The following is a 14,646-nucleotide window of genomic DNA, read 5'->3' as shown; positions in this document are numbered from 1 at the left end:
GTGCCGGATGCGACCAAATGCGCTGCGCACGGGCTTGCATTACGCCGCTGCCGCGTCATCTTTCCCGCAAAGGTTCCACGAAAGATCGGATGTCGGCAATGACACAGCGCAAAACCGCAGGCGAGACGGCGCGGCACGAGACCGAGATCGCAGTGGTCGGTGCAGGTCCCTCGGGCATGGCCATGGCGCTGCTGCTCGCCGGCCACGGCTTCCGCACCGCCCTTGTCGCCCCTGCCCTGCCGGCTTCCGACGACCGCACGACCGCGCTGCTGGAATCGTCCGCCGAGATGCTGCGCTCGCTCAAGCTGTGGGACCGCATCGCCCCCCATACGGCGCCGCTGGAGCACATGCGCATCATTGATGCGACGGGGCGCTTGATTCGGGCGCCGGAAGTCGTTTTCGACGCATCCGAGCTGAAACTGCCGGCCTTCGGCTACAATATCCGCAATGCAGAGCTCAACGCCGAGTTGGCCGAGGCCTGCGGCGGCGAGCCTCTGCTGGAGCGGATCGACGCCCGGGTCGATGGGCTTCAGATCGGCGAAGGCGGCGCGACGCTCGCCCTGTCGGACGGCAGCACGCTGTCCGCCCGGCTGGTCGTAGGTGCGGACGGTCGCCGCTCGGCCGTGCGCGAGGCGGCCGGCATCGAAGTGCGCGAGTGGCGCTATCCGCAATGTGCCCTGGTGCTCAATCTCGAGCACGACGTGCCGCATCACGACCATTCCAGCGAGTTTCACACCCCGACGGGACCTTTCACGCTGGTGCCGCTCAAGGGGCGCCGCTCGTCGCTGGTCTGGGTCCAGGAGCCGGGCGAGGCCGAGCGGCTGCATGCGCTCGACGACGAGACGCTGGCGCTGGAGATCGAGCGCCGCGCGTCCTCGATCCTCGGCCGCATGCGGATCGTGGGCACGCGCCAGCTCTATCCGCTGGGCGGCTTGAGCGCGAAGACCGTCGCCGCCAATCGCTGTGCGCTGATCGGCGAAGCGGCCCATGTTTTCCCGCCCATCGGCGCGCAGGGTCTCAATCTCGGGTTCCGAGACGTGGCAACGCTGGGCGAGGTGCTGGTGGCGGCCCGCCGGCGCGGCGAGGATATCGGCGCGCCATCGGTGCTGGCTGCCTATGAGCGAGCCCGCCGGCCGGACATCGCCTCGCGCACGACCGCCGTCGACCTGCTCAACCGCTCGCTGCTGAGCGATCTACTCCCCGTCCAGCTGTTGCGTGGGCTGGGGCTCTATCTCGCCGGCCGGGTGCCGCCGCTGCGCCGGTTCTTGATGCGCGAAGGCATCGCCCCGGCAATGGCGCGCCCGCGCCTGATGCGCGGGCTGACGCTCGGTTGAGACGTTGGGCAAACGCCCCTAAACGGGCGCCTTGGCGCTGCGGCTGCCACGGAAGGCTGGCGCAATCGGCACGACGGTCGCCGGCAGGGTGACGTCTCCCGTCGTGACCTCGAAGTCGAACAGCCCGCGCTCGCGGAAATGCGGATCGAGGAAAGCATCCGCCAGACCGGCAAGCGGGGCCGCGCAGCAATCGGCGGCGGCAAGTCGCGGCGCCCAGTAGGCCGTGTCATGCGCGGCAAATGCTGCGGCCAGCGCCCGGCCCGCCCCTTCCGGATCGCGGCGGTCATCACGCGCCTCTTGCGACAGGCCGAGCGTATCGCAGAGTGAGGTCCAGAACTTCTCCTCCAGCGCACCAACGGCGATCAGGCCGCCATCGGCGGCGCGGTAGATGCGGTATCGGGGCGAGGCACCGGTCAGGAGATCGGCGCCGTTGCCAGGCGCCTTGCCGGTTGCGGTCAGCTTTGCCTGGGCGAACAGGGCGAGCGTGAACATCGCATCGCACATGGCGATGTCCAGTACGGCGCCGCGTCCCGTGCGTTCGCGCGCGAACAGCGCAAGCAGGATGTTCATCACGGCTGGGAAGCTGCCGCCGCCGATATCGGCAATCTGTGCCGGCGGCAGGACCGGCGCGTCGGCCGTGCCGCAGGACAGTGCCAGCAGGCCGGTCAGCGCCATATAGGTGATGTCGTGCCCCGCCTCGAGCGCACGCGGGCCGGTCTGCCCGAAGCCGGTGATCGAGCAGTAGACGAGCCGGGGATTGCGTTTCGTGAGGTCCTGCGGACCGAGGCCGAGACGCTCCATCACGCCGGGGCGGAACTGCTCCAGAACCACGTCGGCCTTGTCGACCAGTTCCAGCACCCGCTCCCGCGCGGCAGTGTCCTTGAGATCGAGTTCGATGCAGGTCTTGCCGCGGTTGAGCATGGCATAGAGCGCACTCGCCGGCCCCGCCCTGGGCGGGAAGAAGCGCATGTCCTCGCCGCCCGGCCGCTCGATCTTGATCACCGTCGCTCCGGCCTCGGCCAGCATCAGGCTGGCAAGCGGCCCGGGCAGCAGCGTGCTGAAATCGAGCACGGTGATCCCGGCAAGCGGTTGTTGCGTCATGTCCCTGGTCTCCTCCCGGACGGCCACTCTCTTGTGTTCTTGTGCGGGCGGTACGTTTCGGCGCGAACGTTACTGGAGCGGCAGCAGGCCTTCCGTGATCAGATAGATGAAGATCGACACGGTGACCGTCGAGGCGATGGTGCCGATGAGGATCGAGCTCGAGGCCCGCTGGATGTAGACGTGATACTGCTGGGCGATCACGAACACATTGGCTGCCGGCGGAAGGCAGGCCATCAGCACGGCGGTCGCCACCCATGCCGGCTCGACGCCGCCCATCCAGTTCAGCAGCATCAGCACGATCAGCGGATGGACGATCAGCTTGACCGCCAGGATCACCGGCAACTCAAGCGGCACGCGGCCCATGGGCTGCTGCGCGACCGTGACGCCCATGGCGAAAAGCGCGCAAGGAGCGGCGGCATTGCTGAGGAAGGTCAGCAGCGTATCGATGGCCTGCGGCGGCTGAAACTCGACCGCCGCCGCCAGAACGCCGGCGATGGTTGCCAGAATGAACGGATGGGTGAAGATGCGCTTCACCACCGTGATCATGGTCTTCAGTGGCGGCTCGTTGTCGGTGCCGCCGATGGCCATCATCAGCGGCGTCAGCGTGAACAGCAGGATGTTGTCGAAGCAGAAGACAAGCGCCGTCGGTACGGCAGCAGCCGGTCCCAGCACCGCGAGCGTCAGGCCCGGTCCCATGTAGCCGACATTCGAGTAGGAGCCGGCCAGCGCCTGGATCGTCGCCTCGGGAATGTTGCCGCGCGAAGCAAGGACGCCGACGCAAAAGGCGATGGCGAAGGCGGAATAGGTGGCGAAGGTCGTCGCCGCCACATAGCCGATATTGGTCAGCTCTTCGATCGGCGTCTTGGCCAGGAGGCGGAAAAACAGCGCCGGCAGCGCTATGTAGATGATGAAGAACTGCATCCACGCCAGGCCGGATGCGGGAATGTCCTTCAGCTTTCCGGCGCCTACCCCGAGGAAGATCAGCCCGAAAAACGGAAGCGCCAGCGATATCACATTTTCCATCAGGGCCTCCGGCGGGCGGGAGGGGCGCCCGCCAAACAGGGAGCGTGTTGCCAAGCCTCGACTGCTTGGTTAATCACCGCAGGCCTAACGGGTTCGCACAGACCGGTCAACGGCAACGACCCTCCGCATAAGTGAGTAGAGACGGCAACAGGCGATGACGCAGACCGATTCCCCCGGCGAAACCGGCAAGCAGCCCGGCGAACGCCCCGGCGAGCACGGCGGATTGCGCTATCGGCTGGAATGGGGATTGCTGAGTTTCGCGCTCTGGCTGCTGCGCCTGATGCCGCCGGATACGGCCTCCTTCGTCATGGGCAAGGCCTGGCGGCTGTTTGCCCGCTTCAACAGCCGCCACCGGCGCGCGCTCGCCAATATGGCAAAGGCGATGCCGGAACTGCCACGCGAAGAGCATCGGCGCATCTTGCTGGGAATGTGGGAGAATCTCGGTCGGATCGCCGCCGAGACGCTGCAGCTGGACCGCCTGGTCGCCGATCCGGCCCGCTTCGAATACGATGTGGACGACGTGCGTGAAACGGTGGGCGAGAGCGGCGCCGTGGTGGTCTCCCTGCATGCGGGCAACTGGGAAGTCACCGCGATGGGCGGGCTCGCCGCAGGCTGGCAGCCGGTCGGCGTCTACCAGACCATCAAGAATCCGCTTGTCGACAAGCTGGTCTACGACCTTCGCGCCCGCATCTATCCCGGCGGCTTGTATCCCAAGAGCCACGAGACCGCGCGGCGCCTGCTGACCATCGCCCGGTCGGGCGGACGCACGGCGATGCTGGCCGATCTCCAGGACAGGCGCGGCGCGGTGATTCCCTTCTTCGGCCGCGATGCCTGGGCCACGGTCTATCCCGCCACCATCGCGCGGGCCGCCGGCGTGCCGCTGGTCGCAAGCCGGGTGGTGCGGCTGCCCGGCAACCGCTTCCGCATCGAGGCGCGCGTGGTCGAGATGCCGCACACGGACGACCGCAAGGCCGATGCCGTTGCCGCGACGCAGCGCTATCACGCCCTGTTCGAACAGTGGATCCGCGAGAACCCGTCCCAGTGGATGTGGATCATGCGCAAGTGGCTCTAGCGCTTGTAGCGACCGACGACACCTCCCCTCTCCGTTGACTTTCGCCGAAGGTCCGGCTTGCGTGCCGCGCTGCGAAAGCCATTATATGCGATGCAGCATAACGGGTGAGGAACCGCATCGAAGCGGGCCAAATGGGAGGAGAACACCATGAAGACACCGCGCGCCTTCTACCAACCGCTTGCCATCGGCGCGCCGGCACCGCTGCGCGAGCAGCCGGTGCGGCTGGAGCGGATGATCCATTTCGTGCCGCCGCATGTGGAGAAGATGCGCGCCAAGGTGCCGGACCTGATCCGCTCGGTCGACGTGGTGCTGGGCAATCTCGAGGACGCCATTCCCGCCGACGCCAAGACGGACGCGCGGCGCGGGTTCATCCGCATGGCGCAGGACAACGACTTCGGCACCACCGGCCTTTGGACCCGTATCAACTGCCTGAACAGCCCCTGGGTGCTGGACGATCTGATGGAGATCGTCACCGAGGTCGGCGACAAGCTGGACGTGGTGATGCTGCCCAAGGTCGAGGGACCGTGGGACATTCATTATATCGATCAGTTGCTGGCGCAGCTGGAGGCAAGGGCCGGCGTTTCGAAGCCGATCCTCGTCCATGCGATCCTGGAGACCGCCGAGGGCGTCAAGAACGTCGAGGCGATCGCCACCGCCAGCCCGCGCATGCACGGGATGAGCCTGGGCCCCGCCGATCTTGCGGCCTCGCGCGGCATGAAGACGACCCGGGTCGGTGGCGGCCATCCGGACTACACGGTGCTCGCCGATGCCGGAGACGCCGGCACAGCGCGTCCGGCATTCCAGCAGGATCTGTGGCACTACACCGTCGCCAAGATGGTGGACGCGTGCATGTCCGCCGGGATCAAGGCCTTCTACGGGCCGTTCGGCGACTTCTCCGATCCCGCCGCCTGCGAGGCCCAGTTCCGCAACGCCTTCCTGATGGGCTGCGTCGGCGCCTGGTCGCTGCATCCCAGCCAGATCGACATCGCCAAACGGGTGTTCAGCCCGGAGCCGGGCGAAGTCGCCTTCGCCTTGCGTATTCTGGAAGCCATGCCAGACGGCACCGGTGCGGTGATGATCGACGGCAAGATGCAGGATGATGCCACCTGGAAACAGGCAAAGGTGATCGTCGATCTTGCCCGTATCGTTGCCGCAAAGGATCCGGACATGGCCGCTCTTTACGGACTTTGAACGGCAGGCGGTGCGCATGAGGACGAAGAGTGCGCGCAGCCGACAGCTCGCGACTTGTAAACCGCCCGTTCAGAGCGTATGCGCTAGTGTTGAATAGAGGGAGAAACTCCCGACTTACGCTCAAACTGGCTGAAACCTGAACAGATGCGCACCGCGAAATTCATGATCGGTCAGGTCGTCAGGCACCGGGTGTACCCCTTCCGGGGGGTCATCTTCGACGTCGACCCGACATTTTCCAACACGGAAGAGTGGTGGGACGCGATCCCGGAAGACGTGCGCCCGGATCGCGACCAGCCGTTCTATCACCTGCTCGCCGAGAACGCGGAGACGGAATACGTCGCCTATGTCTCGGAGCAGAACCTGGTTCCGGACGATACGGGCGAGCCCGTTCGCCATCCCCAGGTCGACGAGATCTTCGAACAGCAGGACGACGGCACCTATCGTCCGCGCGACGTGGACCTGCACTAGGGGCGACGAACCGCGTTCCCCCTTTCGGTCCCGACCGATGCCACAACGAAAAACGCCGCGGCCAAGGCCGCGGCGTTGTCGTATCGGTGACCCGAAAGCTCCGGCTCAGTTCGCGCCCGAGCCGGTCACTTCCTTCTGCTTCTCGATCAGCCGCTGGCGAGCCTCTTCGGCGCGCTTCTGCAGCTCGGACTGCAGTTGCTGCTGCTTCTGCTGTAGCTCTTCCGGATTGATCGCCGGACCGTCATAGACCTTGGTGAAGCCGGACAGCGTCAGTTGGAAGGGAACCTGCTTGGCCTGCTGGTTCAGCGTGGTCAGCACCAGGTTGCCGCCGGCCTTCATCGAGCTGATGAAGGCGTCGTCGATCACGAGCTCGGAATAGCAGGCGTTCGGGAAGCAAATGCCGTACTTGGCTTCGGTCTGCTTGCCGGTGTCGACCTGCACGCGCAGGCCCGGCTGGATCAGCATGCCGGGGGGCACCGCCATCAGCAGGGTCTTGCGGGCTTCGCCGCCGATCTCGCGCACGGCGACGGAGGCGAGGAACTGGCCGGTATCCGTACGCAGCTCCTGCGTCACGACGCAGATTTCCTTGTTGGACTGCGGGTCGGTATTGCAGATCTTCACCCAGGGCGTGTCCGCCGGCGGCTGAATCGTCTGGGTCTGCGCAGCGGCGCCGCCGGCAAAAGCCACAGTCGCCGCAGCGGCGATGGTCAGGCCAGCCAGGTGGTTCTTCAGTCTATCTGCCATGCAATGCGTCCCTAAAGTCCGTTGTTTCGTCACGGCGGACACCAAGCGCGTCGTCGCCGCGAACGGGAAAACTTTTGTCCCTCGCTCGCCAAACCTGTGCGCAATGAATGCGGCAAGACCTTGGCTCGTGCGATCACGGGCGCATCTTTACAGTCTGACGCGACGAATATCCAGTTTGTCGGCGGCGCGGGCGCCCTCAAGCCGGCCTCATTCGTGCGGGATCGTCACGCTGTTGCGAGAATGCCGCAGTCTCTGCCCCCTCCCCGTCGTCCCCGGCCAGGGAACTGTCGTTGAGACTGCGTTAACCATAACAAAGTGATTGGGCACTAGAATTCGACACCATGACCGAGATGCGACCCGTCCCGATTCTCCCTCTGGCGAAGCTTCCAGCGCTGTTCGCCGCGGCCGTGCTTGCCTTTGCCCCTGTCGGCGGGGCAGCGCAGGCCGCCGACGTGCCGTGGAGCCATGGCATCGCCATGCATGGCGAACCTGCCCTGCCGGAGACTTTCGCCCACCTTCCCTATGCCGATCCCGATGCGCCGCAAGGCGGCACGGTCACCCATGGCGTCCAGGGCTCCTTCGACAGCCTGAACCAGTTCATCGTCCAGGGCGGCACCACGACGGCACGCGGCATCCGCGATACGGATTTCGGTGCGCTGGTGACCGAGAGCCTGCTGGAACGCAATCTCGACGAGCCCTTCACGCTCTATGGCCTGCTGGCCGAATCGGTCCGGATGCCGGATGACCGCGACTGGATCGAGTTCCGCCTCAACGAGAAGGCCCGCTTCTCCGACGGCACGCCGGTGACCGTGGACGATGTGATCTTCTCCTTCGAGATCCTGCGCGACAAGGGGCGGCCGCATTTCCGCTCGCGTTACAGCCGCATCACCAGCATGGAGAAGACCGGCGAGCGCAGCGTGCGCTTCACCTTTGCCGACGGGAGCGACCGCGAGTTGCCGTTGCTGGTCGGCATGTCGCCGATCTTCGCCAAGCATACGATCGATCCCCAGACCTTCGATCGCAGCACCCTGGTGCCGCCGGTCGGCTCCGGCCCCTATGTCATCGACAGTGTCGATCCGGGCAACAACATCGTCTATCGCCGCGATCCCGACTACTGGGCGAAGGATCTGCCGATCCGGCGCGGCCTCTACAATTTCGATGAGGTGCGGATCGAGTATTACCGCGACGAGAACACGCTGTTCGAGGCCTTCAAGAAAGGGCTCGTGCAGGTGCTGCCCGTCGCCGATCCGGCGCGGTGGACCACCTCGCTGGACTTTCCCGCGGTCGCGGAAGGCAAGGTCGTCAAGGAGGGCTTCCGTCTCGGCACGCCGGCCGGCATGCACGGCTTCGTCTTCAACACCCGCCGGCCGATCTTCGCCGACGTCCGGGTGCGCCGGGCGCTGGCCATGCTGTTCGACTTCGAATGGGTCAACCGCACGCTTTATCACGGCCTTTATGCGCGCACGGGCGGCTATTTCGACAATTCCGTGCTCTCCTCCCTCGGCCGTCCGGCCAGCGAGGCCGAGCGTGCGCTGCTCGCCCCGTTCGCGCAGGAGATTGCCCCGGACGTGCTGGAGGGCACCTGGCGGCCGACGCATGCCGACGGCTCGGGCCGCGACCGCAAGGTGCTGCGCGCGGCGGTGGAGCAGCTGGCCGAGGCCGGCTACCGGATCGAGGGCCGTACCTTGCGCGATCCCGGCGGTACACCTCTCTCCTTTGAGATCATCGTCGCCTCTCAGGATCAGGAGCGCCTGGCGCTGGCCTATCAGCGCGCGCTCAAGCTGATCGGCGTCGAGGTCCGCATTCGCTCCGTCGACAGCGCCCAGTATCAGCGCCGCCGCCAGACCTTCGATTTCGACATGGTCATGAACACCTGGCTGGTCTCCCTCTCGCCCGGCAACGAGCAGCGCTACCGCTGGGGCAGCGATGCCGCAGGGCAGGACGGCTCGTTCAACTATGCCGGCGTGAAGAGCCCGGCAGTGGACGCGACCATCGACGCCATGCTGTCCGCGCGCGATGCGGAAGGCTTCACCGATGCGGTGCGCGCCTTCGACCGGGCGCTGATTTCGGGTGCCTATGTGGTGCCTCTTTTCCATCTTCCTGAAAAATGGGTGGCGCGCTGGACCGCGATCGGCCGCCCTGAGGTACAGTCCATTACCGGACCGCGCTTCGAGACATGGTGGTCCGCCGCAAAACGGCGCTGAGTGGCTTGGGAATGACGAGATGATCCTGACCCCGCTGAAGACAATCGAGGCACACCGGCAGAGCGGCATCTGGGGCCGCGTGACGCTGGATGCGCTGTTCCGCAAGACGGCAGCCGCCCATCCCGAACGGCTCGCCCTGTGCGATCCGGACGAGGCCGTGGGCGGCTTCCGCGAGGCGCCACGCCGCCTCACCTATGCGGAGGCCGATGCCGAGATCAGCCGGCTTGCCGCCTTCTTCGCGGCAGTCGGGCTGAAGCACGACAACGTCATCGGCCTGCAGAGCGCGGGCACGGTGGATGCTGTCATCGCCTTGCTGGCGGCCCTGCGGGCCGGGCTGGTGGTGGCGCCGCTGCCGCTGCACTGGCGCCAGAAGAACGTGCTGGAGGCCCTGACCCGAGCGGGCGCCAAGGCGCTGGTCGCCGGCGAGAGCTTCGGCGGGCGCTCCATCGGGCTGGAGGCGCGCGACACCGCTGCAGACCTCTTCGCCTTGCGTTTCGTCTTCGGCCTGGGGCGCGACGTCGCCGACGGCCTGATGGAGGTGGAGCAGATCCTCGGCGAACTGTCCGAGGATATCGAGCCTGCGCCCGTCCGCCGCGACCAGAACGCCGCCGACCATGTCGCGACGCTGACCTGGACCCGCTCCACCAGCGGCGAGCCGCTGCCCATCGCCCGCAGCCACAACCAGTGGGTCGCCTGCGGCCTGATGCCCTATCTCGAGCTCTCCCTGCCGCAGGCGCCGAACTTCCTGCTGCCCTACGCGCTGACCGGCATGGCCGGCATCGGTGCCGGCCTCGTGCCGTGGCTGCTGTCCGGCGGCACGCTGCACCTGCATCATCCCGGCACGTTGCGCCGGCTCGCCGCCCATGCGGATGCGGCCGAGGCCGATATCGTGCTGTGCCCGGGCGCGCTGGTGCCGGCGCTGGACCGGCGGATCGAGCGGCCCGAATGCCGCATCGTTCCGGTTTGGCAGGCCCACTCGCCCGCCCCTGCCCCGCATGCCAGCAACCGCGAGCTGGTCGACCTGCATGTCGCCGACGAGTTCGCCATGGTCGCCCGCACCCGCGAGGGCAGCGCCCTGCCCCGTCCGCTGCCGAGCGGACGCATGGGCTCGCCCTCTGCCGCCCCACAGGCCCCGGCGCTGCTGGAAATCGCCATCGATACGGAAGTCAGCCCGGCAACGCTGAAGGTGCGCGGCGCCATGGTGCCGGATTCGGCCTGGCCCGCCTGCAAGGTGCGCATGCCGACCGACAAGGCCGGCTTCGTCGACACGCTGTTGCCGCTGCGCCAGACCGAGAGCGGCATCACCGGCTTCGGCATTCCGGGACAGATGGCGCCGGGCATCGGCTCGCTGCCGACGCTGGACGCGCTCTACGCCGCCTTCCCGGGCATCACCGAGGCCGCGGCCTTCCTGGTCGACGACGGCATTCTCGGCGCCCGGCTCTATGCCGCGCTGGTGCCGCAGAAGGGCCTGCTCTTCGATGTGGAGGGCTTCTACGCCTATCTGGAAGCCGAGCATGCCGGCCTTGCCGAGATGCCGCACCGGGTGCTGCCCGTTGCCGCCCTGCCGCGCAATGCCGCCGGCAAGGTCGACCGCGAGGCGCTGGCGATCCGCGCCGGCTTCGGCCACTCGCAGGTCGCATGAACCGGGAGACCGCCCGCCGCCTGTCGGTGCTGCTGGATGGGCCCGCAGATCGCCCGGACAGCCCGCTCGCGCGCCTTGCCCTCGCCTGGGACGACCTTGCCGAGATCGCATGGGCCGACACCCAAACATCGCATCTGCCCGATGTGGTGATCGGCCTTGCAGACGCCCTTCCTCACCCTGAGGCTGCCCAACGGTTGGCGGGCGCGCGGGAAAAGGGCGTGCATGTGCCGCGCGTCGTGCTGTGCCCCGAGACGGCTGGCACCGCCAGCGGCCTTGAGATGCCCCCGCCGGATGCGTTCCTTTCCCTCGCCTGTCCGCCGGAACTGGCGCTGGAGCGGCTGGCCGAGACCGTGCGCCAGGCGCGGCGCATTGAGGAAGCACGGCTGCGCCGGGCCGCCTTCGGCCCGCTGGCCCTGGATGCCTCGCCGAGGGCGCCCCGAACCCGCGACCTCTCCCGCGGCATTCCGCTGCTGGTTGCCGGCGACAGTGCACGCATCGGCGTGGCGCTCAGCGCCCACCTTGCGGCGCTCGACCTGCGCGGTTGCCTCACGGCGGATGCCGCGCTGGCTGCGCTGGAGGAGGCCCCTGCCCGGCTGATGGTGATCGACCTGCCGGCATCGCGGGCGAGCGAGCTTCTAGGCCGTTTGCGCGCTGATCCGCGCCATATCGCGCTACCGGTGCTGGTTCTGTGCGCGGACGAAGCGGAGGCTACCGTGTTGCTGACGAGTGGCGCCAGCGATTGCGTGCCCCGCGCGGCCGCGCCGCAGATCCTCGCCCGGCATCTCCTGTGCCTGCTGCGGGCCGGCGCCCGCCGGGCCCTTGCCGACCGGGTGCTCGCCGGCTATCGCCCGCGCCACAGTTCGGGCAAGGGATTGCCGGTTTTGCCGCGGGCTGCGTACGAGCGCTATCTGGCGGCCCTTGGCGAAGCGCTGGCCTTGCGCGGGCTGGAGCCTCTGGCCCTGCTGCTGGCGCAGATCGCGCCGCCGCCGCTCGCCTCACGGGCCGCGAATGACGACCCCTTCGGGGTTCCCGCCGTCAACCCCGTCCTTTCGGCAACGCTTGCCGCATCGCGCGACGAGGATTTTGTTGCTACGGTCGAGGGGCTGGGCGATATCGCCGTGTTGCGGGACGCGGAGGCGCAGGAGCGCATCCGCCGGCGGATCGGCGCCATCGTCTCCAGCACCGCCTTCGCCTGACGCGCCACCTCTTCGCGCTCTTGCGCAACCGACGAAAGGACTGCCCATGCCAGCCGAGACGGATACCGCAGCCGGGCAGCAGGCAGCCTCGCCCGAGCAGGCCGCAATGCCCATCGACGTCATTTCCGACGTGGTCTGCCCCTGGTGCTATATCGGCAAGCGGCGGCTGGAAAAGGCGCTGGCGAGCCTGCCGGACATTCCCGTTGCCCTGCGCTGGCAGCCCTATCAGCTGGACGCGACCATCCCGCCGCAGGGCAAGGACCGCCAGCAGTACCTGATGGATAAGTTCGGCAGCCAGGCGCGCATCGACGCGCTGCACGAGCAGATCGCCGCCGCCGGCCTGCAGGAAGGCATTCCCTTCGCCTTCGAGCGCATCCGCACCTCGCCCAACACGCTGGACTGCCACCGCCTGCTGCTGTGGTCGCGCGCCGACGGGCTGCAGAGCGAGATGGCCGAGCGGCTGTTCCGCCTCTACTTCCTGGAAGGCGCGGACCTCAGCGATCCGCAGACGCTGGTCTCGGCCGCCGCCGATGTCGGCATGATGTCGGATCTCGTCGCCGAGCTGCTGCCGACGGATTCCGACCGCAACAAGATCACCGCCGCCGTCGAACAGGCCCACCGCATCGGCGTCACCGGCGTGCCCGCCTTCATCATCGACGAACGCTTCATCGTCATGGGCGCTGAAAAGCCGGAAACCCTCGCCGCCGCGATCAAGCACGCCTATGAGACGAAGACGGGGTGAAGCAGGAGAAGATATTCTAATATAATCTTAAAATTACCAGCGCAAAATAGAGATAACAAAGCATTTTGGAGTAAATACCGTGAAACAAATCGCTATATTCAACCACAAAGGCGGCGTAGCCAAAACTACAATGACTTTCCATTTGGCGTGGATGCTCTCCTCTCTTGGGAAAAGAGTTATGGTCGTTGACTGCGATCCGCAGTGTAATTTGACAGGAACGTTTCTTGGGGAAATAGATACAGATGATTATCCTTTTGAAAGTAACAACCCACACGCTCCGAAGAATATACGAGATGCAGTGAAGCCTGCGTTTGAATCGCGCCCCTATATGATAGCGCCCACTGAGTTGTACCCGTCAGCGACCCAGGAGGGCCTGTTTCTATTCCCTGGCCACGTTGGTTTGTCAGAATACGAGAGCCAGCTTGCGGTAGCGCACGAATTGAGTAATACGCTCTCGGCGTTACAGAATATTCCGGGGGCACTTCATCAAGCCATCGCTTCTTCAGGCGGGCTTTATAATATTGATATAGCCCTGATTGATATGAGCCCCAGTTTAGGCGCAATAAATCAGAACTTATTTATGACAAGCGATGCCTTCATTATACCTATGGCCCCCGATCTTTATTCGTCTATGGCACTGAGGTCCTTAGCTAGGACCTTGCCGAAATGGGCCGACTGGCGAAAGAAGGCAGCAGGAAATTCTATTTTGAGAGCTGCCGATTATCCATTTCCGGATATTACACCCAAGTATCTGGGATCTATTGTTCAGAATTTTCGCAAAAGAGCTCGAGGGGATGAGGAAGCGAGACCAACGGCTGCATTTCAGAAATGGTTTGAACGTCTTATACTTACAATGAAAACTGACCTTTTAGGAGCACTGGATTCCTCAGGCATGTTGCTGGATGGCCAGATATATATAGAAGCCGAAGCACCCGCAGATAGATTTCTGATGGAAATTAGCTCGCTGGACGGCCTAATAGCGATTGCACAAGAATTAGCGAAGCCAGTTTTCGCTATAGATTTGGACAAGGATACTAAATTTCGCGGCACAGTAGCAGATTCCTACAGAGAGAAAATTGAGGACGTACAGCAGAAATTTTTTCATGGCGCTAAGAAAATCATAGATCTAACGGATAAATTGTAAAATGGTCCGCTTTTCAGATGCAACCGCAACATTCGAGCATGCTATTAGCCGTGCCCGAGAAATGGTAAACTTATATGATGCGCTGAACGCCATTCGTCCGAATACCGCGGCTAATGACGACGCATTGCGCTCAGCCTATATACAGGCCGTTAGTTCATTTGATTTCTTTGCCCATGAAGCAGTTGCCATAGAGTCGAGGTACAGATTTCATCAGAATATTTTAACAAGAAATATCTCAATACCAATGAATATTATTACAATTTTGGATGAAGAAGAAAGAATAAGGGCTACAGAAGCCGAGCTAAGAAGAAGTAATTCGTTTAAATCTTTTGTTGACCCATCCAAGTTGGCTGAGATACTTTCTTGTTTCTGCCAGGATCCGTGGACGATTATTGAAATCCAATTCAACTCCGATAAACCACAAGAACAGCATTTGAGCTCAAAAAACCTGAAAGGTCAGCTCAAGAGCATTTGGGCCAGAAGGAATAAAATTGCTCACGAAGCGGATGTGGACCCGACCCTTTCAGGAATCAGATTGTGGCCCATTGATAGATACGACACGGAAATGAGCATTGATTTCTTACTTGAAATTGGGAAGATTATACCCTTGGTAATATCAACCCAATTAAATTCATGAATTGATAAAGTTTCATTTAAGAAATCTCAGTAATTTTCAACGAAAATTTAGATCTATGGTGGCAGTTTGGCCGAATAATCGGCATACTATTTCGTTAAATTCATCAGCTAGCTCAGCAAGCAACGAGAAGTGATTGCTCATGCCACGT

Annotated in this window: 13 protein-coding genes; 10 read left to right on the top strand and 3 right to left on the bottom strand. The window is 64.2% G+C overall.

What is annotated here, in order from left to right; translation table 11 throughout:
- Positions 1 to 98: 98 nt before the first annotated feature.
- A complete protein-coding gene (locus tag H7H34_RS10145; RefSeq protein WP_185925124.1) occupies positions 99 to 1,334 on the top strand; it encodes a UbiH/UbiF family hydroxylase in 1,236 nt (411 codons plus the stop codon).
- Between the two features lie 18 nt (positions 1,335 to 1,352).
- On the opposite strand, the gene H7H34_RS10140 is transcribed toward H7H34_RS10145, so the two are convergent.
- Together H7H34_RS10140 and H7H34_RS10135 are read right to left on the bottom strand one after the other, a co-directional pair.
- On the bottom strand, positions 1,353 to 2,435 hold the full coding sequence (locus H7H34_RS10140; RefSeq protein ID WP_185925123.1) for a CaiB/BaiF CoA transferase family protein: 1,083 nt from the start codon (positions 2,433 to 2,435) through the stop codon (positions 1,353 to 1,355).
- A gap of 69 nt (positions 2,436 to 2,504) precedes the next feature.
- On the bottom strand, positions 2,505 to 3,458 hold the full coding sequence (locus tag H7H34_RS10135) for an AEC family transporter (RefSeq protein WP_120268004.1): 954 nt from the start codon (positions 3,456 to 3,458) through the stop codon (positions 2,505 to 2,507).
- Between the two features lie 154 nt (positions 3,459 to 3,612).
- Here H7H34_RS10135 and H7H34_RS10130 point away from each other — a divergent pair, with 154 nt between their 5' ends.
- From H7H34_RS10130 to hspQ, 3 genes are all read left to right on the top strand, one after another.
- Positions 3,613 to 4,530, top strand: a complete 918-nt coding sequence (locus H7H34_RS10130) for a lysophospholipid acyltransferase family protein (RefSeq protein WP_185925122.1) — start codon at positions 3,613 to 3,615, stop codon at positions 4,528 to 4,530.
- 147 nt (positions 4,531 to 4,677) lie between these two features.
- Positions 4,678 to 5,721, top strand: a complete 1,044-nt coding sequence (locus tag H7H34_RS10125; RefSeq protein WP_120268006.1) for an HpcH/HpaI aldolase/citrate lyase family protein — start codon at positions 4,678 to 4,680, stop codon at positions 5,719 to 5,721.
- A 144-nt stretch (positions 5,722 to 5,865) separates the two neighbouring features.
- Positions 5,866 to 6,189, top strand: a complete 324-nt coding sequence (gene hspQ, locus H7H34_RS10120; protein WP_158192202.1) for a heat shock protein HspQ — start codon at positions 5,866 to 5,868, stop codon at positions 6,187 to 6,189.
- A 105-nt stretch (positions 6,190 to 6,294) separates the two neighbouring features.
- Here the strand turns inward: hspQ and H7H34_RS10115 are convergent, their stop codons facing one another.
- Positions 6,295 to 6,933, bottom strand: a complete 639-nt coding sequence (locus tag H7H34_RS10115) for an invasion associated locus B family protein (RefSeq protein ID WP_120268008.1) — start codon at positions 6,931 to 6,933, stop codon at positions 6,295 to 6,297.
- Positions 6,934 to 7,274: 341 nt separating this feature from the next.
- Here H7H34_RS10115 and H7H34_RS10110 point away from each other — a divergent pair, with 341 nt between their 5' ends.
- The 6 genes from H7H34_RS10110 (at position 7,275) to H7H34_RS10085 (ending at position 14,498) form a co-directional block, all read left to right on the top strand.
- A complete protein-coding gene (locus tag H7H34_RS10110) occupies positions 7,275 to 9,137 on the top strand; it encodes an extracellular solute-binding protein (protein WP_245165034.1) in 1,863 nt (620 codons plus the stop codon).
- Positions 9,138 to 9,156: 19 nt separating this feature from the next.
- Entirely contained in the window at positions 9,157 to 10,779 is a 1,623-nt protein-coding gene (locus H7H34_RS10105) for an AMP-binding protein (RefSeq protein ID WP_185925121.1), read from the top strand.
- Positions 10,776 to 11,975: a hypothetical protein gene (locus H7H34_RS10100; RefSeq protein ID WP_185925120.1), complete on the top strand. Its 1,200-nt coding sequence runs from the start codon at positions 10,776 to 10,778 to the stop codon at positions 11,973 to 11,975. Before H7H34_RS10105 ends, H7H34_RS10100 begins: the two co-directional genes overlap by 4 nt.
- Before the next feature lie 46 nt (positions 11,976 to 12,021).
- Entirely contained in the window at positions 12,022 to 12,717 is a 696-nt protein-coding gene (locus H7H34_RS10095; protein WP_185925119.1) for a DsbA family oxidoreductase, read from the top strand.
- A gap of 79 nt (positions 12,718 to 12,796) precedes the next feature.
- Positions 12,797 to 13,861 (top strand): ParA family protein, encoded by a 1,065-nt coding sequence (locus H7H34_RS10090; protein ID WP_185925118.1) that lies wholly within the window; start codon positions 12,797 to 12,799, stop codon positions 13,859 to 13,861.
- Position 13,862: 1 nt separating this feature from the next.
- On the top strand, positions 13,863 to 14,498 hold the full coding sequence (locus tag H7H34_RS10085; protein ID WP_185925117.1) for a HEPN domain-containing protein: 636 nt from the start codon (positions 13,863 to 13,865) through the stop codon (positions 14,496 to 14,498).
- Positions 14,499 to 14,646: the final 148 nt, after the last annotated feature.

Source organism: Stappia sp. 28M-7, from assembly GCF_014252955.1.
Lineage (GTDB): Bacteria > Pseudomonadota > Alphaproteobacteria > Rhizobiales > Stappiaceae > Stappia.
The sequence above is the reverse complement of the archived record's forward strand: the minus strand, read 5'-3'. Positions and strand labels throughout refer to the sequence as shown.